The sequence below is a fragment of the Azospirillum sp. TSH100 genome, from assembly GCF_004923295.1.
Taxonomy (GTDB): domain Bacteria; phylum Pseudomonadota; class Alphaproteobacteria; order Azospirillales; family Azospirillaceae; genus Azospirillum.
Map to the genome: position 1 here is coordinate 2,064,697 of NZ_CP039634.1, position 22,823 is coordinate 2,087,519.

The following is a 22,823-nucleotide window of genomic DNA, read 5'->3' on the forward strand; positions in this document are numbered from 1 at the left end:
ACCTTGACCTGCGCTTGCCAGAGACTTCGGCCCAATCGGCGACCGCCCGGCAGAAGGTGTCGCCCCGCACCGGACAAGACTGTTCCTTGGATTATTCCCAGGCGACCGGACAAAAGACTTACACAATACACGGCGCCCCGATTTCGCAGCCCCGGTGACGAAGCAACGCAGCAGGGGAGAAGCGACCATGAACACCGCCACCCGTTTTGGCGCGGCCCTTGGCACGACCATGCCCGGCAGGCGCCAGTTTCTTTTGCCTCTTGCGCTCGCTCCCGTCGCCGGCTGGGCCGTTTGGGCCGCCGGAACGCCGGAGGCGCCCAGCCATCCCACCGGCCCCTTCCATTTGCCGCTGGACGAAACGACGGCGATCTGGCGCGACCTGGGGGCTGTGCGGATGGGCGGTCTTGCCGGCGATCCGCAATTCCCGGTGAAGGTCTCGGCTTTGGATGGCCGGCAAATCACCGTTCGTGGCTTCATGGTACCGTTGACAGACGGCACCACACACGATCGATTCATCCTTTCTGCCAATCCGTTGGGCTGTCCCGCCTGCCAGAGCCCCGGACCTGCGACCATGATGCATGTCCACACCGCCATCGCCTTGCCGGGCACGCGGGAACCGCTGACCCTCACCGGCACCCTGCGGCTGCGTCCGCAGGAAGGGCTGTTCTACCGTCTGGACAGCGCCGAACAGCGCTGGGCCTGAGCGGCAGGTCGGGTTTCCACAAGGTGCGGCCGTGATGGTGGCGGCCCGCAGGATCGGCGCGCTGCCGATGGCGGCGGCGTTGCTTCTGTATGGCGGCTTGAGCGTGCCGGCGCCTGCGGTCCTGCGCGGAAGCGAACTGTCCATCGCCTTGCTGATCCTCCTGTCGATCGGCTGGAAATGGCCGTTGGCAGTGGTGAGCGGCCATGCGCTGCGGACGCGGTCCGGCATGGAGTGGATGCCGGTTGCGGTCGTGGCGTTCGCCTGGCTTTTGTGGGTGCCGCTGCTGCGCGGGGCTGCGCTGGGCTGGGAGGCTGCCGACATTCTGCGTGATGTCGTGCCCCTGCTGTTCCTGTTCCTTCCCGTGCTTGTGGTGCCGGTGCTGCGGGGTACCGGGCAGACCGCCGTCCGCGCGCTGGCAGGTGGGTTGGCCATGGCTGGCCTGCTGTTCGCTTTGCGCTGGTGGCGGCAAGCCGATTGGGGGTTCGGCGCCATCGGACAGCGGGCGATGGCGGATGGTGGCGTCTATCTGCTCAACGCGCCATCGGTGCTGTTCGCCGCTGCGGTTCTGCCGGCGGTGGCTTTGTCGCTGATCGGGGCCGGCGGGCGGTTCCGCCATTGGTTCGCGTCAGTGCCTTGTGTCGCCGGCGGAGCGCTGTGCCTTGCCGCATTGGCCGGAGCGGTGCACCGCACGGCACTGGGACTGGCCCTGCTGTCGCTGTTGCTGACGGCGATTTGGTGGGCCCGCCGCCGTCCATGGCTTGTCTTGCCGTTGCTGTTGGGGCTCGGGCTGTCGGTTTCCGTCGGTGGGGATGCGCTGGTCGGTGCGTGGCAACAGGCGGCGGAGAAGACGCGGCTGACCGGAGTCAACGCCCGCTGGGAGGAGGCAATGGCGGTGATCGATCATGCCAACGCCACGCCTTGGACGCTGCTGTTCGGCGACGGCTGGGGCGCGCGGATCGCCAATCCGGCGGTTGGCGGCTGGCGGGTCACCTACACCCACATGCTGGCGAGCTACAGCCTGTTGAAGACAGGGCTATTCGGCATGATTGCGCTGGCGGCTTATCTGGGCGCGCTGGTCAGGCCCTGGTGCCGGCTGCTGGAGGCCGATCCGCCGCTGGCACTGGCGGTGGTGCCGCCATTGCTGATGGCGCTCTGCCTCCACACGAGTTTCAAGTATCTCGATACTGGCGTCATCCTGTCGCTGATGCTTTTGGCAGCGGAATGCAGGAAAGGGTTGTCGGTCTCCTAAAGGTTCATCATACTTTCGCGTGCAATTCACGCTGTGGTGCGCCGTGCTGCTCGACCCACCATCCATCCTGTTCATCAATCGGGTGTTCCCGCCGGACCGCGGGGCCACCGGTCGTTGCCTGTCGGATCTGGCCGTGCGAATCGCGGCCGCCGGCTGGAGGGTGACGGTGGTGGCGGATGGGGAGCGGTCCGGTGGCGAGCCCCCGGAGCACGCTACCTCAGCCGGAATTACCGTCATCCGCACCGGTGCCGCTGTGGCCGGGGGAGACCGTCCCGATGCCCGCGCCTATCTCGATTCGCTGCGGCGGCTCACCGCCCAGGCCCTGCGCCTTTCACGCCATGACCTTGTCGTGACGATGACCGATCCGCCGATGCTGGCGCTGGCAGGTCCGGGCCTGGCTGCGTGGCATGGCGCGGCATCGCTGCACTGGTGCCAGGATCTCTACCCGGATCTGCTTCCGGTTCTTGGCGTGCGGATGCCGGCCCCGCTCCGCCGGAGCGCCCAACATGGCATGGCGTGGGCATTGCGGCGGCATGATGCGGTGGCCGCCATCGGGCGCTGCATGCACAACCGAATCATCGCGGCCGGTGTGAAGGCGGACCGGGTCAACCTGTTGCCGAACTGGCCCGATCCGGCGATCCGCCCGGCAGGCAAGGCCGAAAACGGATTGCGCCATTCGCTCGGACTTCAGAAAGGCGACGGACGTTTCCTGGTGGCCTACTCCGGAACGCTGGGACTGGCCCATCCGATGGATGGCGTGCTGGAGGCCGCCGCCAGCCTGCAGGTCAGCAATCCTGACGTGCTGTTCCTTCTGGTCGGCGAAGGCAGGGGGTTCGCCGCTGTGGAGGAGGGCGCGCGTCGCCGGGGCTTGCGCAACATTCGCCGGCTTCCCTGGCAGCCGGCTGACCGCCTGGCGGAATGCCTGTCTGCCGCCGACCTGCATCTGGTGGTGATGGACCCAGCAGCGGTGGGAATGCTGGTGCCGAGCAAACTCGCCGGTGTGCAGGCGGCCGGCCGACCCTGCCTGTTCCTGGGACCAGCGGGAAGCGAGGCGGCGACCCGGGTGGAAGGCTGCGGTCTGGTGATCGACCCATTCGACGGCATGGCCATCGCCGACGCGGTGCGTGCCTATGCCGTCAATCCCGGACGCTGTGCTGCGGAGGGGGAGCGCGCGGCGCGATTGGCTCAGGCCTGGACCGCCGACCGTGCCGCCACGGCCTTCGTCGGGCTGGCCGAACGTCTGGTCGAGACTCGCCGGGCTGCCCGGCCGCTGTGGGGGAGGCCGCTGCCCCATGCCTGACGGCGCCATTTCCCAGCCGCAAGCCATGACCCTGGTCCTGCCCGCGGCGGCAGGAGAGGGGGATCTGCGGCCCCTCGTTCGCACCCTGCGGACGGGGTGGCGCTGGCTGCTCGGCGGGTGGTTGGGCGGGTTGGTTCTGGCGGTGGCGGCCTTTTGGCTGGTGACGCCGGCCTATACCGCGGCGATGGTCATCGGGCCGACGGCACGGGTCGGGTCCGCCGCGATGGGCGCCCGCGTACCGACGCTGAACGGCCGTGACTCCGCCGGTGTCGCAGAACCGGGAGCGGGCGATGAATCGCTGTCCGACTTCGCCCGCTATCTGGAACTGTTCGGCTCGGGACCGGTGGCGGACCGTCTGGCCTCCGATCCAGCCATCCTGCATGCCCTGTTTCCCGAGCGCTGGGATGCGGAGGCCGGACATTGGCGTCCAGCGACGGGACTGTTGCCGGCCGTGAAGCGGGGTTTGCTGGCATTGGTCGGGCGCCAGGACTGGATCGAACCGGACGGCGACCGTGTGGCACGCGCCCTGCGCGACCGGCTGGTGATCGACATGCTGCGGTCGGGGCCGATGCGGCGCATCACCATCCGCCATGCCGATCGGGCGACCGCGATCGACCTGCTCGGCCGGATTGCTGCCGCCACCGACACCCATCTGCGGTCGGAGGCGGCCCGGCGCAGCGCCGCGCAGATCGCCCATATCAAGCTGCGCCTCGGGGCCGTCACGGTGGCGGAACACCGGCAGGCGTTGAGCGACCTGCTGCTGGACCAGGAGCGGGTGGCGATGATGATCGGCGTCGATTTGCCCTTCGCTGCCGATTTGATCCAGCCGCCCGGTGCCGGCACCCTGCCGGACTGGCCCAATCCCGCCATTGTCGTTCCTCTGGCAGGATTTGTCGGGCTGGTCGGCGCCGGATTCGGCCTGTCCGTCTTCCACGCCGTGAGGGAGCGGACGACGGGTGCCGGGGCTGCGTCATGACAAATCGCCCTATTACCAGTCGCCCCACGGCCGCCAATCCTCTGAGCGCCATTCCGGTTTCCGTTGTGGTGATGACGCGCAATGAGGTGGCCAATCTTCCGCATTGCTTGCCGGCTCTCGCCAGATTTGCCGAGTGCTTCGTAGTCGACAGCGGCAGTGACGACGGGACACCGGACATCGCGCGGTCCCATGGCGCCCGATTGGTGCCTTTCTGCTGGAACGGCCGTTACCCGAAGAAGAAGCAATGGTGCCTGGACACTCTGCCTTTCGCCCATGACTGGGTTCTTTTCGTCGACGCGGACGAGCGGCCGACGCCGGAATTGGTCGAGGAAATCGCCCGGCTGATGGCAGGCGGCGCGGGCGATGGACCGGGCCATGCTGCATACTGGATTAACGGCCGGCCGATCCTGCGCGACCAGCCACTTCGTTTCGGCTGCTGGAACCGCAAGCTGGCCCTGCTCGATCGCCGATGCGTTCGTTTTCCCGATCTGCCCGACCTGGACATCGCCATGATGTGGGAGGTTGAAGGGCATTACCAGCCGCAGGTCACCGGTACCACTGGCCGGCTTCGCCATCCGATGGATCATCAGGATGCGAAACCGCTGTCGGCCTGGTTCGACCGTCACAACCGCTATTCGGACTGGGAGGCGGCCCTGCGTGCCGACGGCCGGATGGAGCGGCTGATCTGCGCCGAACCTGATTGCGGTTCCGGTGCCATTCCCTGGACCCGTGCCATCATCGGCCGGCGGGCGCAGAAACGGCTTTTCCAGCGCCTGCCGGGCCGGCCGCTCTGGGCATTCCTCCATGCCTATGTGCTGCGCCTTGGCATCCTCGACGGCTCGGCAGGGCTGGATCACGCGCTGTCACGCGCGTTCTATTACTGGCAGGTCGGGTTCAAGATGCGGTCATCCGTAGGACAAGCGGCGGCGGTTGCCAGCGCTCCGTCAGTCTGCACCGGTGCCGACCCTGTCCGGACTGCCCGTCCCGCAGGCGATCCCTATTCTTCGAGCAGCGCGATGCGGTCGCCGCCCAGCGCCTTCAGCAGGTCGAAGGTGCGCTTGCGCACGCCCGGATCCTCGATCCGGTAATAGGCGCGAACGAGTTCCAGCGTTTCGCGACGGGCCATGGATTCGAACTCGTCCGTCTCGCTCATCGTCTCGGCCGGGGCCTCGGCGGTGATCTGGTCGGGCGATGGCATGTCGTCGAAGAAATAGCTGACCGGCACGCCGAGAACCTGCGAGAGATTGTAGAGGCGGCTGGCGCTGATGCGGTTCGACCCACGCTCGTACTTCTGAAGCTGCTGGAAGGTGATTCCGACCGCTTCGCCCAGCTTCTCCTGGCTCAGGCCAAGCAGGGTGCGGCGAAGCCGCAGGCGGGCTCCGACATGGATGTCGATGGGGTTGGGACCTTCGCCGCGGCGCGACAGGGTGTGGGCGGGGGCGAGTTTGGTTTTGGTCGCGCTCATAAGTCGTACCTCGAAGGGAAAGCCGGAGGGAAGGCGCCGCGAGAATGCTTAGTTCAGAAAGTAAATTCTATGCAACCATTTGTGCGTATCAACGGTCCGTTTGGGTGGAAGCAGGAAGGAAAGTGCGAAAGACATTAAGTTTCCGGGCATCGGAAACGTAATTTCGCGTACGCAGCGGGCAGAAACCGGCGCACTGCCAGCGCGACTCGTTGAGCCATGGTGATCGCTGCCTCCTGCGCCGCTCCATGGCGGAGATGCAGCCGCCGAATCGCTGCCTGTTCCCGCCGGCCCGTGGTTGTGTCGCGTTGGGACAGTCCACCGGGTGCAAACAGGCACACCGGCCAGTGCAGCCGCACCGCCTGTCCGCGCTCCAGCACGGCCAATGTGAAGGCATAGTCCGCGGCGATCCGGTAGCCGGTGTCGAAACGAAGTCCTGCCAGAGCGGAAACGCTGTAGATCATCGCCTGATGGTGCGTAAACATGCCAAGCGATGCCCAGCGGTGGGAGCGGGCGCGCTTCAGAAGAATACGTCCGTCATCCTGCCGCTCCAGCGCATCGCCATAGAGAAGTGCGCAATCGGGATGCCGGGCGATGGCGTTCAGCAGCCGCTTGCTGCTGTCCGCCGCCAGCCGGTCGCCGGCGTTCAGAAACAGCACATGGCTGCAGCCGAGCCTGCACGCGGCGTCGAGCGCATCGTTCATGGCATGGTAGAGCCCCGAGTCGCGGGCCGAGCGCCACCAAGCCGGGACAGCGGCATGGTGCGCAAGCCAAGCCGCCGTGCCGTCGGTCGAGGCGCCGTCGGCGACCAGCCAGACGATGTCGGGGCCAAGCTGCCCGCGCAGGCTGTCGTGGGTGTCGGCCAGCCCGGCGCAGTCGTCGCGGACGACGGTCAGGATGGCGAGGCGGAGCGGTATCGGACCCTTCATCGCGTGATCACGGAGATCGACGCCGCAGTGATCGCCAGCTGGCTCAGAATGTTGCCGATCGCCTTGGTGGCGTCGAGCCCATCGAACGGGCGGGGATCGCGCGGCACCACGAGGATTGACCCTGGCGGGATCGTCTCGACCCGGTGGTTCCAGGAGGACAGCGCCAGCGGTCGGGCCCGTCCGTCGGGAAGAACCAGGAAGCTGCGGCCGGTATCGGCGTCGCGGGTCGCGCCACCTGCCTCGCTCAGGTAATCCTCCGCGGTCTTGCCGCTGACGAATTGCGCGGCGGTCGGATGCAGGACCTCGCCCGACACCGCCACGGTCAAAGGGCGTTTCGGTATGACGATGCGGTCATCGGGCTCCAGCAGCGGGTCGAGATCGGGCCGGCTGCGCAGGATCGCCGGGTCCGCCTCCACCACCACGCGGCCGAGGGGCTCGGCACCGCGCAGCTGTGAGGCAAGCTGGCGGGCCAGCGCGACATTCTCCGCCTTGACCGGTTCACCCTTTTCCACCTCCAGCGCCAGCGTGCGTTCCAGTTCACGGGCCTGACGCTGGAACTGCTCCTTCTCCCGCCGGCGTTCGCTTTCGCGTGTCAGCACGGCTCCGGCGGGATAGGCATCGTCGATCAGGCCGCCGGCCCGTGCGATCAGCGAGGACAGCGTCTCGCCGCGGCCGATGTCGTAGCGGCCGGGGCGGCGTACCGCCCCCTCGATGGCAACGGCGCGCGCCTCCAGTGCCTGTGGGCGGGGGTTGATCCGCAGCGCGTCACCCGGCCCGACCGCGCGGGTGCCGTCACGGTTCAGGTCGACGCTGCTGCGCGTGCCGTTCGCCGCCGTCAGTTCCGCCACCGTCGGATCGGCATCGGCTGACAATCCACCCGCCGCGGCGACCAAGGCCGACAGCGGCGTACGGTCCGCGACCGGATAGCCGCCGGGATCGCGCACTGCGCCGCGAACCTGAACAATCCGTTCACCAATGACGGCCAGGATGGCGGGATCAAGCACGGCCGCCAGCATTGGCGCTTCGGATATCGGAGAGTCGCTCTCGCTCTCCTCCTTGGTCAGAGTGCCGGGCTCGGCCGGTTTAACCAGACTGCGTAGGTCCTCGGTGGCGAACAGGTGGATGCGGTCGCCATCCTTGAGGGTGCGGTCCGCACGCCCGCTGGCGACCTCCTGGGGAGAAAAGGGCAGATGGACACGCGTCAGGCTTCGGCCATCATAGCGTTCGACGATGCCCAGCAGCGGATAGACGTCGCGCTTCAAGGCCTTCCCCTCCGCCAGGGCTTGGCGCAGCGTGGCTCCGGCCGTCAGCCGGCGGGTGCCTGGGCGGCGAACATGACCGATCAGCTCGTATCGGGGCGCTTCCGATTCGACGATAGTCTCGCGGGCGCCGGTGGCGGCGCCGACGCTTTCCGTTCCACCGGCAACCGGATAGAAGCCAGGACGCGGCACACCGCTCAGGCGCAGGACCGAATGGCGCAGCGCGAGCGGCAGCAGATCCGGGACCTTGGTGAACAAGGGCGTGCAGGGCATGCGGGACCCGGTCAGCGTGGCGGCGGCATGCGCCTGCGGACCGGTGGCGAGCTGGCCGTCCGGTTCCGCCGCCAGGATGCGGGCCAGCGCGACCAGACCGGGGCAGGCCTCCTGCGGTGGCTGGCGGTCGCCGCGCAACAGGGTCAGCACCGGTTCAGAGGTGAGAAAATCGACGTCGGCGGCACCTAGGACGTACAGGGTGTCGCCCTCCGCCACTTGGCGGCGGTCGCGCCCATTCAGGAGGGCCGAGAGATCGACCGGCCGCAGGCTGTGCGCCACCATGGTGCCGGAGGGGCTCTCCAGGGCTGCGAATGCCAGATAAGCCGCCGGGCGCAGATCGGCGCGGGACAGCAGTCCAGACAGGGTTTTGACCTGCGCCAGCGCGCGAGGGCCGGGACGCAGGACATGCCCCTCCAGCCGAACCTCGCCGCGGCGGTCCTCCCGCTCCGGGGCAATCAGCAGGAGGTCGCCGTCGCCGAACCGTTTGGCTCCGGCCTCTGCGATCTCCTCCGTCGTTTCCTCGCCTGCCGCGCCGATGCCGAATCGCAGAAGCCGGTCACGGCCGGGGCGCAGTGCGCCGCCGGCGAGGTCACGCAATTCCGCTGCGGAGAGCGGTCCGCCACCCGGCGGCAACTCGTAGATACCCGGCCGCTTCACCGGTCCGGCAACCGCGACGGTGGCGCCCAGCGGCGGCACGAACAGGCGATCACCGTCGCGCAGCGGGACATCCGCATTACCGGCGGTCCCGGCGATCTGAAGGGCATAGAGGTCGACAGCGATCGTGCTGCCGGTCCGCATCAGCATGACGGCGCGCAGGCTGCCGCCGCGATCCACGCCACCGGCCGCGGACAGCGCGTCGAGCACGGTGGCGAAGGCGCTGATCTCCTGCCGGCCGGGACGGCGGACGGCGCCGGTCACCAGCACCCCGATCTGCCGCACGTCAGCCAGCGAAGCGAAGGCTTCGGTGCTGGGCCATGTGGCGGCGGCCGTGGCGGAGAGGTCCCGTCGCAGGGCATCCAGTGTCAGGCCGGCGGCAGTCAGCGGGCGCAGGTCGTCCACCACAAGCTGACCGTTGCGGTCGATGGTGAAGCGCTTGCTGAAGGATTTCTGGCCGCGCAAGGTCACCAGCACCGCATCGCCGGTGTTCAGCACATAGTCGCCCTGGATGGCGCCGGGGGCGGCGCCCTGCACTCCGCCAGCATCCGCATTCGCGGCGAACAGGTCATAGCCGAACTGACGCAACGGCTCGCCGGCACGGGCGGAGAAGGCCGCTTCCAATGGAGAATCGGAGGGGGGCGACAATAGCTGCGGCAATGGACCATCGCTCCGCATCGGTCCCGCGGCCGACACGGTGCAAGCCCACAGAATCAGCGCCGCTCCCGGCGCAAAAAGGGCGAATATCCTGCACGCAGCAGCCAGCATCGATGTCTGTTTACCCCATCAATCACCCGCACAGCGCGAGTGATTTTTAGTGAACACTATCGCGTGCATTAAGCCGAAAGGCAATGCCCGGCGTCCGGGGCGCCATGCAAAAGCACGGCATCCACGGATGGAATGGAGGGACTATGATGCGGTCTCTTTCCGCAGGACCGAGAAGCTCGGCAGCGAAACAGTCGCGGCGGAACAATCAAGGAAGCCAACGGCGTGATCGTCATCCACAGCGAAGAACACCGGCTGCAGGCCGGCCGGTCCGAACTCAATGATGGCCAACTCGTCCCCTGCTACGAAAAGCCGGCTCGTGCCGACATCGTCCGGGCGCGGATCGAGGCGGTCGGGCTGGGATCGATCGTGGAGCCCACGCGTCATGGCACCGCCCCCTTGGAGCGGGTGCATGACGCGGGATATATCGGCTTTCTTCAGACCGCCTGGGACGAGTGGGTGGCGGAGCATGGCTCCGACATCGATGCGCTGCCGCTGAACTGGGTTGCGCCAGGCATGTCGCGGCGGCGGGTGCCGCGCAGCATCGATGGGCGGCTCGGCTTCTACTCTTTTGATGCGGGGACGCCGATCACCGCCGGGACCTGGCGGGCCGCCACCGCCGCCGCTGACAGTGCGCTGACCGGCGCCGACCGCCTGCGGGCCGGCGACCGCAGCGCCTTCGCCCTGTGCCGTCCCCCGGGCCACCATGCCGGCCATGCCTTCTATGGTGGCTATTGCTTCCTGAACAACGCCGCGATCGCCGCACAGTCCCTGCGCGACGGCGGGGCGGCGCGGGTTGCCGTGCTCGACGTCGACTATCACCACGGCAACGGCACCCAGGAGATTTTCTGGGAGCGCGGCGACGTGCTGTTCGTGTCGATCCACGCCGACCCGGCCGATGAGTTCCCGTATTTCTGCGGCCATGCCGACGAGACCGGGGGTGGTGCGGGGGAGGGGGCGAACCTGAACCTGACGCTGCCCTGGGGAACCGACTGGAGCGGTTATGCACAGGCGCTGGCGGCCGCGGTGGCGCGCATCCGCGATTTCGGCGCCGACGCGCAGGTGCTCTCGCTCGGGGCGGACACCTATGGCGGCGACCCGATTTCCCGCTTCCGCCTGTTGTCGGAGGATTTCCTGCGCATGGGTGCCGCCATTGCCGGCATCGGCCTGCCCACACTGTTCGTAATGGAAGGCGGCTATGCCGTCGACGATCTTGGCGTGAATGTCGCAAATGTGCTGACAGGCTTCGAGCAGGGGTGAGGCGAAGAGTTGGGCATGAGCATGGCCGCATCGTTGCCGGTGCGGCCGAATCGTCCTAAATTGATGGGAAGTTCGGCATCTGATTGAGGATGCAGGCGGTGGCTGCCGACCTTACCATTTCCGGTCTGTCGATCGGGTCCTATTCTACCCCGCGCAGCCTGCCGTTGCGTCGGGACGGGAAGGATTCTGCCGGCGCGCAGGATCGGAAGAGCGGCTCCACCGACAGCGTGACGCTGTCCGATGCGGCCCAGCAGCAGGTTCAGAAGCTCAAGCAGGCCGACACAAGCGTCCGCCAGCACGAAGCGGCGCATCAGGCGGCGGGCGGCGCCCATGCCGGCGGTGCCTCCTTCACCTTCACGCGCGGGCCGGACGGCAAGAACTACGCCACCGCCGGCGAGGTGCCGATCGACGTCAGCCCGGAATCGGAGCCGGCGGCCACAGTCGCCAAGATGGAACAGGTGAAGGCTGCGGCACTCGCTCCGGCCGACCCGTCACCGCAGGATTTGCGGGTTGCCGCGCAGGCCGACGCGGCGAAGCTGCAAGCCCAGTCCGAACAGCGCCGACAAGGTGGTGATACCGCATCCGGACGTGCGGCGGCCGCCTATGGAGCGGCACAGTCTCTTGGCAATGGTCGGAGCGATTTCGGAACGGGGAGGGGACTGACGGTCTGATGCCGCGGCAGCGGCTCCGACCGTCAGTCCCCTTCTGCTCGGATCAACGACGCGGAGTCGTTTCGCCGTCAAGCGTCAGCAGCGCGCCGTAAAGTTCCGGCCGGCGGTCGCGGAAGACGCCCCAGGAGGCGCGCTGGGCCGCGATGCGATCGAGGTCGAAGCTGGCGGTCAGGACCGCACGGCTTTCGCGGTCGGCCTGCGCCACGATTTCCCCCTGTGGCCCGGCGATGAAGGAGGAACCGTAGAAGGTCAGCGCGCAGCTTTCCCCCTGTTCCACCCCGACACGGTTGGAGGCGACCAGCGGCATCAGGTTGGCGCCGGCATGACCCTGCATAACCCGCGTCCAGTGGCCCTGGCTGTCGATGGAGGAGTCCTGCGGTTCCGACCCTATGGCAGTGGGATAGAGCAGAATCTCCGCCCCCTTGAGTGCCATAACGCGGGCGGTTTCCGGGAACCACTGGTCCCAGCAGATGGCGCAGCCGACAGTGGCGTAGCGGGTCTTGAACACCCGTATGCCGGTGTCGCCAGGGCTGAAATAAAACTTTTCCTGATAGCCGGGGCCGTCGGGAATGTGGGACTTGCGGTAGATGCCAAGCAAGCTGCCGTCCGCATCGACCATGGCCATCGAGTTGTAATAGGCGTTGCGCGCCTTCTCGAAGAAGCTGACGGGAATGACCACCGACAGCTCGCGCGCCAGAGCCTGCATCCGTTCGATCACCGGATGCCCCTCGGCGGGGGCGGCCAGCTCGAACAGCGACTGCTTTTGGTCCTTGCAGAAATAGGGGGTCTCGAACAGCTCCTGCGGCAGGATGATCTGCGCGCCCTTGGCCGCAGCCTCGCGGATCAGCGATTCGACGCCGTCGACGTTGGCGGCACGGTCCCAACTGCAGACCATCTGGGTGGCGGCGACGGTGACGGTACGGGACGAAGGAACGGTCGGCGAAGCGGTCATCGCGGGCACACGGCTCCTATGACGGTCAGGTTGCTGTTTGTGTGACCAAAGGTCGCGGCGGTTACAAGGGACCAAAAGGAAATTATCAACAATTTAACGAAATAATCACTTTCCCAGCTCGCTGATGTACGAATTGCCAAATAAAACCTACCAAAGCAGCAATCATCATACCGTTCATCATATGCGGATATGGTGTCCACAATCGGCGTCCGGAAGATGGGCGTGACACAAGGCGGCCATGCAACGAGTGGAGAGGGGCGTTCTGTTTGTTCTGGAGCCGAATCGGCAGCTTTGGGGTGACATATCATTGCATGTCGGCGATCGATGGCTGCGCAATTGATTTGCGCTTTGCACACAACACGTTATGATTGGATGACGCAGCCACGCCCCTTCGTGCCAAGGTGGTGTTACGAGACAGGCATGGACCCGGCGGATGCAAAAGCGGCGTCGTCGCCTCGACAGGCGGTCGTCCGATGCTTGCAGCCGGTGGGCCGGGGGTGGTTGGGGGCACGGGAACGACGGCAGAGAGATTGTCGGTATGGAGGCGTCTGTCAAGGGGTGGGAGCCGGAACGCCCCGGCGAGTCGGAGGACGCGGCCGGTTCGGCCGATGGTGCTTTATCGTTCGTCGTCCGGGAGGTGAATCGTGCTTTCGCCCGTGCTCTTCAGACGCGCATCGCGCGGTCCGGAGTCAATATGGGCCAATGGTTCTTCCTGCGCGCCCTGTGGGAGGAGGACGGCCTGACCCAGCGGGAGTTGAGTCACCGGGTGGGCATGATGGAGCCGACCACCGTCACTGCCGTCAATGTGATGGAAAGCCAGGGGCTGGTGCAGCGCGTGCGCAACAGCCATGACCGCCGCAAGATGAACGTCTTCCTGACCGACAAGGGGCGTGCGTTGCGTGAGACGATGATGCCCAGCGCTTCGGAAATCTCCCAAATCGCCATCGAAGGCATCGCGCCGGAGGATCTGGATCTGGCGCTGGACGTGCTGCGTCGTGTCGGCGCCAACCTCAACGCTGCCTGCGCGGCCGCCCGCGACGGCGAAGAAGGGTAATGCAGTAGGAAGATAAGTCGCGGTGGGCGGCGGGCGCTATGCCCGTCCAGCCCTAACGCGTCTATGGCAGTCCAGTCGCCCTGATTAGCCGCCGTCTCGATCAGTCGTCATCCGGCTCCGGTGGCGGGGGCAGGCTGGCACCTGTCAGGTTGGCGCCGGTGAACTTGGCGTCACGGATGTTGGCATCGCTCAGGATCGCGCCGGTCAGGTTGGCATTGCTGAAATCGCAGTCGGACAGGTTGGCGCCCCGCATGTTGGTGCGCACGCAGGAACTGCCGGTCAGCCGGGCACCGGTCAGGTTCGCCGCCCACAGACGGCCGGTCGGCTGTCCATCCGGTCCCTTTATATCGACCCAGCCGACGCCGGCCCCGTCCAGGCGTACCCCGTCCATGTTGGCGCCGCGCAGGTTGGCGCCGTCCAGGATCGCTCCGCTGAAATCCGCATCGGCGAGCACCGCTTCGGAGATGTCGCACATGATCAGCAGCGCCTCGCGCATTTTGGCGCCGCTGAGATTGGCCCGCTTCAGGTTGGCGCCCGACAGGTTCACCCCCGTCAGGTCGATGTGGCTGAGGTCGGCGCCGGTCAGATCGGCCCTGGCACCCATCGTCCCGTTGGTGTTGATCCAGGTGTAGTGGCTGTGCAGCGCCTGCTGGATCTGGACGGAGAAATTGTCGGCGGATCGCGCCAGATTGGCGCCGGTGGTGTCGGCGCCGGCCAGATCGGCGCCCTCCAGCTTCGCTCCCTGGAGGTCGGCGTTGCGCAGGTTGGCGCCGGCCAGCATCGCACCGGTCAGGTTGGCGTCGCGCAGCACTGCACCTTGCAGGTTCACGCCGGACAGGTTGCTGCCGCGCAGATCGGCGCGGGCGAGGTTGCAGCTTTTCATGCTGGCCCGCATCAGCGTGGCGCCTGTCAACAGCGCGCCTTCGCAATCGGCGCCATTCATCGACACATCCGTCAGGTCGGCGCCCGACAGGTTGGCGTTGTTCAGCGACGCATCGTCGAAATCCGTGCCCGACAGGTCGGAACGGACGAAGTCCAGTCCCTTGCCGCCCTTACTGCCGCCGGGCCCGCCATAGAGCAGGGCGCCACCGCGCAGGTCGGCCTCCTTCAGGATGGCACGCTTCAACTTGGCGCCGCGCATGTGGGCGCCGCGTAGGTCGGCGCGGTAAAGGTTGCATCCGGACATGTCCGCCTTCGTCAGGTGCGCGGCGAACAGGTCGGCGGTGCTGAGATTGGCGTTGGACAGGTCGCAGTGGGACAGGTTGGCGCCTGACAGCTTGCCTTGGGCCAGATTGACCCCGGACAGGTTGGACCCTTCCATGTTCGCCATGGTCAGGTTGGCGCGCGAACCGCCTGACTTGTTCTTCAGCCAGCGCTCGTGCTTTTCCAGCACGGCAACCAACTCGTGCGGTGTCATCGATCCTGTCCGGTCTGCATGGTTGCGTGGTCCATCGATAGACCAGTGTCCCGAAATAATCTATGCCAAAGGTTAAGGCCGCGTCCAATGCCGGGGCGGGTTGGCGCGGGCGGCCCCAGGTACCATTTGCGGGACGCCGGGCGTCGATCCGCCTGTAACAGTCCAGTCGGAACAAGGAGTTGGGTATCATGTCGGGTGGACACACGCTTGCAGCTTTCGACGCCGAACTGGCGGCCCTGCGCGGCGCCATCGACCGGATGGGTGAACTGGTGGAGCGTCAGGTCGGGCTCGCGCTCGATTCGCTGGCCGGTCCCGATGCCGACATCGCCGGCGAAGTGCTGAAAGGCGACGCCGAGATCGACCGCCTGGAGTCGGAGGTGGAGGCGATGACCGTCCGCCTGCTGGCCCTGCGCCAGCCGATGGCAAAGGATCTGCGCGAGATCGTCGCGGCGTTGAAGATCGCCTCCAACCTGGAACGGATGGGCGATTTCGCCGGATCGGTCGCCAAGCGGGCGGTCACGCTGGCCACCCTGCCGGTGGCGCCGCCGGTCGCCTCGCTGGTCCGCATGGGGCGGATGGTGCAGGCGATGATCGGCGACATGCGGCGCGCCTTCACCGAACAGGATGTCGAGCTTGCCATCTCCGTCCGTGACCGCGACGGTGAGGTCGACGCCGCCTATACCGCGCTGTTCCGCGAATTTCTGACCTACATGATGGAGACGCCGGCGCAGATCACCGGTTGCACCCATCTGCTGTTCGCCGCCAAGTCGATCGAGCGCATCGGCGACCACGCCACCAACGTGGCGGAGAACATCAGCTTCCTGGTCAAGGGCCGCCTGCCGTCGGATGAACGCCGCAAGGAGGATCTCAGCAGCTACGCCGTCGCCCCGCCGCGGGACGACGCGTAACAGGGAACACTTGACAGGCTGCCCCGCCCTGTGTTGCGGTTGCAGCCATGAACAAGTCCTCGCCCCTCCTGTCGCAGCATTGGTGGTGGCCCGTCTCCAACGGGCCGGCCCGGCGACGCGCGTGAGCGTGGATTGAAAAACAAAGGGCCGCCCGGTGCATCCGGAGCGGCCTTTTTCCTGACCCGGCACAACGGGTCACCCAGCGGAAGAACGGACAGGCAGGCGGAAGCACCGGGCGTCGTCATCGACAAGACGCACGAACCGGAGCAACTCCGCCATGATCCCGTCCCACCTGTTCCTCGCCGACCAAGCTTTTCTTGGCCCGTTCACCGCAACCACCGGCGGCGGCCTTGGCCTACACCGCACTGCCGAACCGGTGGGGCTGGCCGAGGCGATCGATGCGCTGGTCACTGCGCTCGACGAGCGGCGTGGCCTGTTGCTGTCCGGCGGGGTGGAGGCGCCGGGCCGCTACCGGCGACAGGCGCTGGGATTCGTCGATCCGCCGCTGTCGGTGACCGCCCGTGGCCGCAGCGTGCGCATCGATGCGCTCAACCCGCGCGGCCGGTTGTTGCTGCCCGCCGTGGCCGGCGCGTTGGATGGGCATGAGGCGATCGTCGGGCTGGAGGTCACCGCCGGCCGGGTCACGGCCCTGGTGCGCCGTCCGGCAGGCTCCTTCGCCGAGGAGGAGCGCAGCCGCCAGCCCTCCGTCTTCAGCGTGCTGCGGGCGCTGATGAGGCTGTTCGCCTGCCCGGACGAGCCCTTCCTGGGGCTTTATGGCGCCTTCGGCTACGACCTCGCCTTCCAGTTCGAGCCGATCCGGCGTCGGCTCGAACGGCCGGACGACCAGCGCGATCTTGTGTTGTATCTGCCGGACCGGCTGCTGGTGGTCGACCATGCCGCCGGGGTGGCGTGCCACTTCGCATATGAGTTCGTGGTGGATGGCGTCTCGACTGCGGGGATCGCGGGGGGCGGCCGGGTCCATGGCTATCGCCCCGACACCAACGCCGCCGCGGAGTGCGACCACGCCCCCGGTGAATATCAACGAGTGGTGCGGGCGGCAAAGGAGGCCTTCAATCGCGGTGACCTTTTCGAGGTGGTCCCCGGCCAGACCTTTGCCGAGCCCTGTGCCGACAGCCCGGCCACCATCTACCGGCGTCTGCGCGCCGCCAATCCGGCCCCCTATGAAGCGCTGATCAACCTGGGCGACGGCGAGTTCCTGGTCGCCGCCAGCCCGGAAATGTATGTGCGTGTCGGCGGTGGACGGGTGGAGACCTGCCCGATCTCCGGCACCGTGGCGCGCGGGAGCAATGCGTTGGCCGACGCCTCGCAGATCCTGACGCTGCTGAACTCGGCGAAGGATGCGGCGGAGCTGACCATGTGTACCGACGTCGACCGCAATGACAAGGCGCGGGTGTGCGAGCCCGGCTCGGTCCGCGTGATCGGCCGGCGGATGATCGAACTGTACTCCCGCCTGATCCACACCGTCGATCATGTGGAAGGCCACCTGCGCGAGGGCTTCGACGCGCTGGACGCCTTCCTCACCCACAGCTGGGCGGTGACGGTGACCGGTGCGCCGAAGCGCTGGGCCATGCAGTTCCTGGAGGACACCGAACGCTCGCCGCGCCGCTGGTACGGTGGGGCCTTCGGCCGCATCGGTTTCGACGGCGGGATGGACACCGGGCTGACCCTGCGCACCATCCGCATGAAGGACGGCTTGGCCTTTGTCCGCGCTGGCGCCACGCTGCTGGCCGACAGCGACCCGGATGCGGAAGATGCCGAATGCCGTCTGAAGGCGTCGGCTTTCCTCGACGCGGTGCGCGGCGCCGCTCCGCGGCTGTCGGTGGTCCAGAACACCGTCCGGCGGAGCGGCGAGGGCAGGCGGGTGCTGCTGGTCGACCACGATGACAGCTTTGTCCACACGCTGGCTGACTATTTCCGTCAGACCGGCGCCGAGGTGACGACCCTGCGCCATACCCATGCGCGCACCGTGCTGCGCAGTGATCCGCCCGATCTGCTGGTGCTGTCGCCTGGACCGGGGCGGCCGGGCGATTTCGATGTCGGCGGCAGTGTGCAGGCGGCGCTCGACCTTGGCGTGCCGGTGTTCGGCGTCTGCCTGGGCCTGCAAGGTATGGCCGAGCATTTCGGCGCGCAACTGGACCGCCTGCCGGAGCCTATGCATGGCAAGGCCTCCCCATTGCGTCACCAGGGCGGTGGTCTATTCGAAGGGTTGCCGCAGGGGATGCAGGCCGGCCGCTACCATTCGCTGGTGGCTCGGCGCGACAGCCTGCCGCCGGACCTGCGGGTCACGGCGGAGACGGATGACGGAACGGTGATGGCGATCGAGCACCGGACTCTGCCGCTGGCCGCGGTGCAGTTCCATCCCGAATCGATTCTGACGCTGGATGGAGGGACCAATGGAGGGGCAGGGCTCGCTCTGGTCGCCAATGTGATGGAAAAGCTGGCCGGGCGCGTGGCCAGGATGCCGGAACGCGAAGCGGCGGCCTGAGGGGGCCGCCGCGTTCGTAAAGATCCAGTGGTGGGAGTGACGGGGAACCCCGTTACTCCACCATGCCCAGGGCTTCCTTGTAGAGCTCCAGGATGGCTTCCTGCTCCTGGCGGTCGGCCTTGTCCATCTTCCGCAGGCGGATGATCTGCCGGATGATCTTGGTGTCGAACCCGGTGCCCTTCGCCTCGGCGTAGACCTCCTTGATGTCTTCCTGCAGACCGCGCTTTTCCTCTTCGAGACGCTCGATGCGCTCGACGAAGGACTTCAGGCGATCCGCCGCGATGCCGCCGACGTCGGACATGGCAAAACCTCAAACGATGGGGGTGTTCGTGAACGGGGCGGGACAATATCGGCGGGCGGGAGGAATGGCAAGCCGGCGATGCGACCCAAGAGCATAAGGCAGGCGCACGGCAGAGATCCGGCTGCGTCATCCGGTCGCGGCAATGCCTTCGTACAAGCTGGACCATCGCCGGGATTTGAACAGCTCGTGGCTCATTTGTCTTGTTGCATGAAACAATCGTACGATGGACTTACTTAGCCATTCCCTTTGTTGCGGCGCACCCAATAGGCTGGTATTACCATCGTTGGGTTCGGCTTCACAAAGTCACATGGATCCGGCATGTATGCGCGTCGTCTGTGCCGATAACCCATGGGGGATGCCGGGATCGGCGAATTTGAGGCAGGGGAGTTTAATCTAATGAAAGTCGCCATTCCAAAGGAGCGACGTGCGGGCGAACTTCGCGTGGCCGCCTCACCGGAAACGGTGAAGAAACTGAAGGGTTTGGGACTGGACGTGGTGGTTGAGAGCGGGGCCGGTCTCGGTTCCAGCATCACCGACGCCGCGTTCGAGGCGGCGGGGGCCGCCATCGCCGCCGACGCGGCCTCGGCGCTGGCCGATGCCGACATCGTGCTGAAGGTCCAGCGGCCGCTGATCGCCGCGGAAGGCGGCGAGGACGAGCTGGCGCTGATCCGCAAGGGTGCGCTGCTGTTCGCCATCCTCAATCCCTACAACAGCCGCGACCATGTGAAGGCCTATGCCGATGCCGGCGTGAATGCCTTCGCCATGGAGTTCATGCCGCGCATCACCCGCGCCCAGGTCATGGACGTGCTGTCCTCCCAGGCCAACCTCGCCGGCTACAAGGCCGTCGTCGATGCCGCCTCGGAATATGGCCGCGCCTTCCCGATGATGATGACCGCCGCCGGCACCGTGCCGCCGGCGAGAGCCTTCATCATGGGCGTCGGCGTCGCCGGCCTGCAGGCCATCGCCACCGCCAAGCGGCTCGGCGCCATCGTCTCGGCCACCGACGTGCGCCCGGCGGTGAAGGAGCAGGTGCAGTCGCTGGGCGGCAGCTTCGTCGCCGTCGAGAACGACGAGTTCCGCCAAGCCGAGACCGCCGGCGGCTACGCCAAGGAGATGTCCGACGACTATAAGCGCCAGCAGGCCGCCCTGGTTGCCGAGCACATCAAGAAGCAGGACATCGTCATCACCACCGCGCTGATCCCCGGCCGCAAGGCGCCGATCCTGGTGACGGCGGAGCATGTGGCGTCGATGAAGCCGGGTTCGGTCATCATCGATCTGGCGGTTGAGCAGGGCGGCAACGTCGAGGGTTCCAAGCTGGGCGAGGTGGTGACCACGGCCAACGGCGTGAAGATCGTCGGCCATGCCAACTACGCCAGCCGCATCGCCGAGAGCGCCTCGCTGCTCTACGCCAAGAACCTGCTGGCGCTGCTGACGTCGCTGCACGGCAAGGACACCGGCGTGGCCGTCAACTGGGACGACGAGATCGTCAAGGCCATCGCGCTGACCCGCGACGGCGCCGTCGTCCACCCCGCCTTCGCCGGCTGACCGGGCGCCCGAGGAGACTTACCGCAATGGATCAGACCCAACTGTCCGCCCGTATTGCCGAGCTGAAGGCGAACCTCGCGGCGCTCGGCCAGCAGGCCGACCAGCTGGCCGCCCAGGTCGCGCACGCCGCCCAGCCCGCCGCCGAGGCGGCTGGCGGTCACGGCAACTTCTTTGTCACCGGCCTGACGGTGCTCGTGCTGGCCTGCTTTGTCGGCTACTACGTCGTCTGGCGCGTCACCCCGGCCCTGCACTCGCCCCTGATGGCCGTCACCAACGCCGTGTCGTCTGTCATCATCGTCGGCGCGCTGGTCGCCGCCGGACCGGCCGGTTTCGACTTCTCCAAGGTTCTCGGCTTCCTCGCCGTCATCCTGGCGTCCGTCAACATCTTCGGCGGCTTCCTGGTGACCCAGCGCATGCTCTCCATGTTCAAGAAGAAGGGCAAGTAAGACCATGGAAACCTTGTCGGCCCTTCTCTATCTCGTCGCCTCCATCTGCTTCATCATGGCGCTGCGTGGGCTCTCCAGCCCGGAGACCTCGCGCCAGGGCAACATCTACGGCATGGTCGGCATGACCATCGCCATCCTGACCACGCTGGCCTCGCCCATCGTCCAATCCTATTGGATGATCGTGCTCGGCATCGCCATCGGCGGGGCCATCGGCTATGTGGTCGCCAAGAAGATCGAGATGACGGCGCTGCCGCAGCTGGTCGCCGCCTTCCACTCGCTGGTCGGTCTGGCCGCCGTCTTCGTGGCGCTCGCCGCCTTCTATTCGCCGGAGGCCTACGGCATCGGTCTGCCCGGTGCCATCGCCAAGGGCTCGCTGATCGAGATGGCGCTGGGCACCGCGGTCGGCGCCATCACCTTCACCGGCTCCATCGTCGCCTTCGCCAAGCTCCAGGGGCTGGTCACCGGCAAGCCGCTGGTCTTCCCGATGCAGCATCCGCTGAATGCGGCGCTGGGCGTGCTGACCGTCATCCTGATCATCTGGCTGGTGCAGTCCAACTCGACCGCCGCCATGTGGCTGATCATTCTGGTGGCGCTGGCCCTGGGCTTCCTGCTGATCCTGCCGATCGGCGGCGCCGATATGCCGGTCGTCATCTCGATGCTGAACAGCTATTCGGGCTGGGCGGCCTGCGGCATCGGCTTCACCCTGCAGAACAACCTGCTGATCATCACCGGTGCGCTGGTCGGCTCTTCGGGCGCGATCCTGTCCTACATCATGTGCAAGGGCATGAACCGCTCGATCTTCAACGTCATCCTCGGCGGCTTCGGCGGCGAGTCTGCCGCGGCCGGCGGTCCCGCCAAGGGCCCGCAGGGCTCGGTCAAGGCCGGCTCGGCCGAGGACGCTGCCTACATCATGAAGAACGCCCAGTCGGTCATCATCGTCCCCGGCTATGGTATGGCCGTCGCCCAGGCTCAGCATGCCCTGCGTGAAATGGCCGACGTGCTGAAACATGAGGGCGTCGATGTGAAGTACGCCATCCACCCGGTGGCGGGCCGCATGCCCGGTCACATGAACGTGCTGCTGGCCGAAGCCAATGTGCCCTACGACGAGGTGTTCGAGCTGGAGGACATCAACCGCGACTTCGGCACGGCGGATGTGGCCTTCGTCATCGGCGCCAACGACGTGACCAACCCGGCGGCCAAGACCGACCCGACCTCTCCCATCTACGGCATGCCGATTCTGGACGTGGAGAAGGCCAAGACGGTGTTCTTCATCAAGCGCGGCATGGCCGCCGGCTATGCCGGTGTCGAGAACGAGCTGTTCTTCCGCCCCAACACCATGATGCTGTTCGGCGACGCCAAGAAGGTCACCGAAGAGGTCGTCAAGGCGATGGAAGCCTGATCGGTTTTCACGAGCAGTTGACCGAAACGGGCGCGGGGGGCGAGGCTTCCCGCGCCCGTTTCTTTTGGGCCGATAACGAAAAGAGAGGATGCGGAAGCCATGACCGCTTACATCATCGCCGACGTTCGCGTGACCGATCCCGTGGCCTATGAGGTCTACAAGTCGCTGACCCCCGATGCGATCGCCAGGAACGGCGGGCGCTTCCTCAGTCGTGGCGGCGAGACGGCGGTGCTGGAAGGCGGTTGGCAGCCCAGCCGCATCGTCATACTGGAATTCCCGGACATGGCGACCGCCAAGGCGTTCTATGACAGTCCGGAATACCGAAAGGCCCGCGAGGCCCGGCGCGATGCAGCCGACTTCAAGATGATCGTGGTGGAAGGGCTGTAACAGCCTGTCCGCAACGACCGGCCGGCACGGTTACCAACCGTTACACAAGACCGTTTGCAGGACATACAGCCGCAACACGGCGCCGGTAACGCTTGTCGTCACCGGGAACCGGCGGAGGACAATCCGCCGGTTCCACCATAGTGACGGATGCCCGACCATGGACGATGACGATCTGCTCGACCCACTCGATTCGCACCCCAGGCTTTGGACACGCATCGCCATGGCGATCCTGATGGTGGGTGTATCGCTGTGCGGCGTGTCGCTCTACCTGCTGACGGAGACCTGAGCCCTGCCGATCCCGGCCGTGCTGCATCCACGTTTCCCGCGGCTTTATCCGGAAAAACAACTGCATTTCTTATGTGGTATGGTGAATTCCCTTTTCCTGTTATGTGGAAATCACTCTTCTC

At 66.6% G+C, this 22,823-nt stretch carries 21 protein-coding genes; 15 read left to right on the forward strand and 6 right to left on the reverse strand.

From position 1 onward, the window contains the following. Nucleotides 1-187 precede the first annotated feature (187 nt). Genes E6C72_RS09800 through E6C72_RS09820 form a run of 5 tightly spaced genes read left to right on the forward strand, consistent with a single transcriptional unit; the run spans nucleotide 188 to nucleotide 5,316 of the window. Nucleotides 188-703 (forward strand): hypothetical protein, encoded by a 516-nt coding sequence (locus E6C72_RS09800; RefSeq protein ID WP_109443400.1) that lies wholly within the window; start codon nucleotides 188-190, stop codon nucleotides 701-703. A 34-nt stretch (nucleotides 704-737) separates the two neighbouring features. Continuing rightward, entirely contained in the window at nucleotides 738-1,952 is a 1,215-nt protein-coding gene (locus E6C72_RS09805; RefSeq protein WP_109443399.1) for a hypothetical protein, read from the forward strand. 19 nt (nucleotides 1,953-1,971) lie between these two features. Next, complete coding sequence (locus tag E6C72_RS09810; RefSeq protein ID WP_109443398.1) at nucleotides 1,972-3,252, forward strand: glycosyltransferase family 4 protein; 1,281 nt, start codon at nucleotides 1,972-1,974, stop codon at nucleotides 3,250-3,252. After that, a complete protein-coding gene (locus E6C72_RS09815) occupies nucleotides 3,245-4,228 on the forward strand; it encodes a hypothetical protein (protein WP_109443397.1) in 984 nt (327 codons plus the stop codon). Before E6C72_RS09810 ends, E6C72_RS09815 begins: the two co-directional genes overlap by 8 nt. Next, nucleotides 4,225-5,316: a glycosyltransferase family 2 protein gene (locus E6C72_RS09820; RefSeq protein WP_109443396.1), complete on the forward strand. Its 1,092-nt coding sequence runs from the start codon at nucleotides 4,225-4,227 to the stop codon at nucleotides 5,314-5,316. The genes E6C72_RS09815 and E6C72_RS09820 overlap by 4 nt, the downstream gene beginning before the upstream one ends. Here the strand turns inward: E6C72_RS09820 and E6C72_RS09825 are convergent. The 3 genes from E6C72_RS09825 to E6C72_RS09835 form a co-directional block, all read right to left on the reverse strand. Beyond that, nucleotides 5,226-5,693 (reverse strand): helix-turn-helix domain-containing protein, encoded by a 468-nt coding sequence (locus E6C72_RS09825; RefSeq protein WP_109443395.1) that lies wholly within the window; start codon nucleotides 5,691-5,693, stop codon nucleotides 5,226-5,228. The genes E6C72_RS09820 and E6C72_RS09825 overlap by 91 nt on opposite strands. 134 nt (nucleotides 5,694-5,827) lie before the next feature. Further along, nucleotides 5,828-6,619 (reverse strand): glycosyltransferase, encoded by a 792-nt coding sequence (locus E6C72_RS09830; protein ID WP_109443394.1) that lies wholly within the window; start codon nucleotides 6,617-6,619, stop codon nucleotides 5,828-5,830. Continuing rightward, nucleotides 6,616-9,465: an SLBB domain-containing protein gene (locus tag E6C72_RS09835; RefSeq protein WP_247875984.1), complete on the reverse strand. Its 2,850-nt coding sequence runs from the start codon at nucleotides 9,463-9,465 to the stop codon at nucleotides 6,616-6,618. Before E6C72_RS09835 ends, E6C72_RS09830 begins: the two co-directional genes overlap by 4 nt. A 330-nt stretch (nucleotides 9,466-9,795) precedes the next feature. Between E6C72_RS09835 and E6C72_RS09840 the strand changes: the two genes are divergently transcribed. After that, nucleotides 9,796-10,830, forward strand: coding sequence for a histone deacetylase family protein (locus tag E6C72_RS09840; protein WP_109443392.1), 1,035 nt, complete (start codon nucleotides 9,796-9,798; stop codon nucleotides 10,828-10,830). A gap of 89 nt (nucleotides 10,831-10,919) precedes the next feature. Then, complete coding sequence (locus E6C72_RS09845) at nucleotides 10,920-11,501, forward strand: putative metalloprotease CJM1_0395 family protein (RefSeq protein ID WP_109443391.1); 582 nt, start codon at nucleotides 10,920-10,922, stop codon at nucleotides 11,499-11,501. 43 nt (nucleotides 11,502-11,544) lie between these two features. Here E6C72_RS09845 and aguB read toward each other — a convergent pair whose 3' ends face one another. Then, a complete protein-coding gene (aguB, locus tag E6C72_RS09850; protein ID WP_109443390.1) occupies nucleotides 11,545-12,453 on the reverse strand; it encodes an N-carbamoylputrescine amidase in 909 nt (302 codons plus the stop codon). Nucleotides 12,454-12,991: 538 nt separating this feature from the next. Here aguB and E6C72_RS09855 point away from each other — a divergent pair. After that, nucleotides 12,992-13,507, forward strand: a complete 516-nt coding sequence (locus tag E6C72_RS09855; protein WP_109443389.1) for a MarR family winged helix-turn-helix transcriptional regulator — start codon at nucleotides 12,992-12,994, stop codon at nucleotides 13,505-13,507. A 100-nt stretch (nucleotides 13,508-13,607) separates the two neighbouring features. Here the strand turns inward: E6C72_RS09855 and E6C72_RS09860 are convergent, their stop codons facing one another. After that, nucleotides 13,608-14,924: a pentapeptide repeat-containing protein gene (locus E6C72_RS09860; protein ID WP_109443388.1), complete on the reverse strand. Its 1,317-nt coding sequence runs from the start codon at nucleotides 14,922-14,924 to the stop codon at nucleotides 13,608-13,610. A 188-nt stretch (nucleotides 14,925-15,112) separates the two neighbouring features. Here E6C72_RS09860 and phoU point away from each other — a divergent pair, with 188 nt between their 5' ends. Further along, a complete protein-coding gene (gene phoU / locus E6C72_RS09865) occupies nucleotides 15,113-15,832 on the forward strand; it encodes a phosphate signaling complex protein PhoU (RefSeq protein WP_109443387.1) in 720 nt (239 codons plus the stop codon). Nucleotides 15,833-16,109: 277 nt separating this feature from the next. Next, nucleotides 16,110-18,338: an anthranilate synthase gene (locus E6C72_RS09870; RefSeq protein WP_109443386.1), complete on the forward strand. Its 2,229-nt coding sequence runs from the start codon at nucleotides 16,110-16,112 to the stop codon at nucleotides 18,336-18,338. Nucleotides 18,339-18,390: 52 nt separating this feature from the next. On the opposite strand, the gene E6C72_RS09875 is transcribed toward E6C72_RS09870, so the two are convergent. Further along, entirely contained in the window at nucleotides 18,391-18,639 is a 249-nt protein-coding gene (locus E6C72_RS09875) for a DUF2312 domain-containing protein (RefSeq protein WP_012973951.1), read from the reverse strand. 396 nt (nucleotides 18,640-19,035) lie between these two features. Here E6C72_RS09875 and E6C72_RS09880 point away from each other — a divergent pair, with 396 nt between their 5' ends. From E6C72_RS09880 to E6C72_RS32545, 5 genes are all read left to right on the forward strand, one after another. Further along, on the forward strand, nucleotides 19,036-20,184 hold the full coding sequence (locus E6C72_RS09880; RefSeq protein WP_136700712.1) for a Re/Si-specific NAD(P)(+) transhydrogenase subunit alpha: 1,149 nt from the start codon (nucleotides 19,036-19,038) through the stop codon (nucleotides 20,182-20,184). Nucleotides 20,185-20,210: 26 nt separating this feature from the next. Beyond that, nucleotides 20,211-20,630: an NAD(P) transhydrogenase subunit alpha gene (locus tag E6C72_RS09885; protein WP_136700714.1), complete on the forward strand. Its 420-nt coding sequence runs from the start codon at nucleotides 20,211-20,213 to the stop codon at nucleotides 20,628-20,630. Between the two features lie 4 nt (nucleotides 20,631-20,634). Then, nucleotides 20,635-22,029: an NAD(P)(+) transhydrogenase (Re/Si-specific) subunit beta gene (locus E6C72_RS09890; RefSeq protein WP_136700715.1), complete on the forward strand. Its 1,395-nt coding sequence runs from the start codon at nucleotides 20,635-20,637 to the stop codon at nucleotides 22,027-22,029. 99 nt (nucleotides 22,030-22,128) lie between these two features. Continuing rightward, nucleotides 22,129-22,416, forward strand: coding sequence for a DUF1330 domain-containing protein (locus E6C72_RS09895; RefSeq protein ID WP_109443705.1), 288 nt, complete (start codon nucleotides 22,129-22,131; stop codon nucleotides 22,414-22,416). Nucleotides 22,417-22,573: 157 nt separating this feature from the next. Continuing rightward, complete coding sequence (locus tag E6C72_RS32545) at nucleotides 22,574-22,702, forward strand: hypothetical protein (protein ID WP_256379111.1); 129 nt, start codon at nucleotides 22,574-22,576, stop codon at nucleotides 22,700-22,702. Nucleotides 22,703-22,823: the final 121 nt, after the last annotated feature.

Excerpts from the sequence above, each read along its gene's own strand:
- E6C72_RS09875 (WP_012973951.1), bottom strand. The coding sequence starts at position 18,639 with ATGTCCGACGTCGGCGGCATCGCGGCGGATCGCCTGAAGTCCTTCGTC.
- E6C72_RS09855 (WP_109443389.1), top strand. The coding sequence starts at position 12,992 with ATGGAGGCGTCTGTCAAGGGGTGGGAGCCGGAACGCCCCGGCGAGTCG.
- E6C72_RS09845 (WP_109443391.1), top strand. The coding sequence starts at position 10,920 with ATGCAGGCGGTGGCTGCCGACCTTACCATTTCCGGTCTGTCGATCGGG.
- E6C72_RS09800 (WP_109443400.1), top strand. The coding sequence starts at position 188 with ATGAACACCGCCACCCGTTTTGGCGCGGCCCTTGGCACGACCATGCCC.
- E6C72_RS09820 (WP_109443396.1), top strand. The coding sequence starts at position 4,225 with ATGACAAATCGCCCTATTACCAGTCGCCCCACGGCCGCCAATCCTCTG.
- E6C72_RS09815 (WP_109443397.1), top strand. The coding sequence starts at position 3,245 with ATGCCTGACGGCGCCATTTCCCAGCCGCAAGCCATGACCCTGGTCCTG.
- phoU (WP_109443387.1), top strand. The coding sequence starts at position 15,113 with ATGTCGGGTGGACACACGCTTGCAGCTTTCGACGCCGAACTGGCGGCC.
- E6C72_RS32545 (WP_256379111.1), top strand. The coding sequence starts at position 22,574 with ATGGACGATGACGATCTGCTCGACCCACTCGATTCGCACCCCAGGCTT.
- E6C72_RS09895 (WP_109443705.1), top strand. The coding sequence starts at position 22,129 with ATGACCGCTTACATCATCGCCGACGTTCGCGTGACCGATCCCGTGGCC.
- E6C72_RS09880 (WP_136700712.1), top strand. The coding sequence starts at position 19,036 with ATGAAAGTCGCCATTCCAAAGGAGCGACGTGCGGGCGAACTTCGCGTG.
- E6C72_RS09890 (WP_136700715.1), top strand. The coding sequence starts at position 20,635 with ATGGAAACCTTGTCGGCCCTTCTCTATCTCGTCGCCTCCATCTGCTTC.
- E6C72_RS09805 (WP_109443399.1), top strand. The coding sequence starts at position 738 with ATGGTGGCGGCCCGCAGGATCGGCGCGCTGCCGATGGCGGCGGCGTTG.
- aguB (WP_109443390.1), bottom strand. The coding sequence starts at position 12,453 with ATGACCGCTTCGCCGACCGTTCCTTCGTCCCGTACCGTCACCGTCGCC.
- E6C72_RS09830 (WP_109443394.1), bottom strand. The coding sequence starts at position 6,619 with ATGAAGGGTCCGATACCGCTCCGCCTCGCCATCCTGACCGTCGTCCGC.
- E6C72_RS09885 (WP_136700714.1), top strand. The coding sequence starts at position 20,211 with ATGGATCAGACCCAACTGTCCGCCCGTATTGCCGAGCTGAAGGCGAAC.
- E6C72_RS09825 (WP_109443395.1), bottom strand. The coding sequence starts at position 5,693 with ATGAGCGCGACCAAAACCAAACTCGCCCCCGCCCACACCCTGTCGCGC.
- E6C72_RS09860 (WP_109443388.1), bottom strand. The coding sequence starts at position 14,924 with ATGACACCGCACGAGTTGGTTGCCGTGCTGGAAAAGCACGAGCGCTGG.
- E6C72_RS09870 (WP_109443386.1), top strand. The coding sequence starts at position 16,110 with ATGATCCCGTCCCACCTGTTCCTCGCCGACCAAGCTTTTCTTGGCCCG.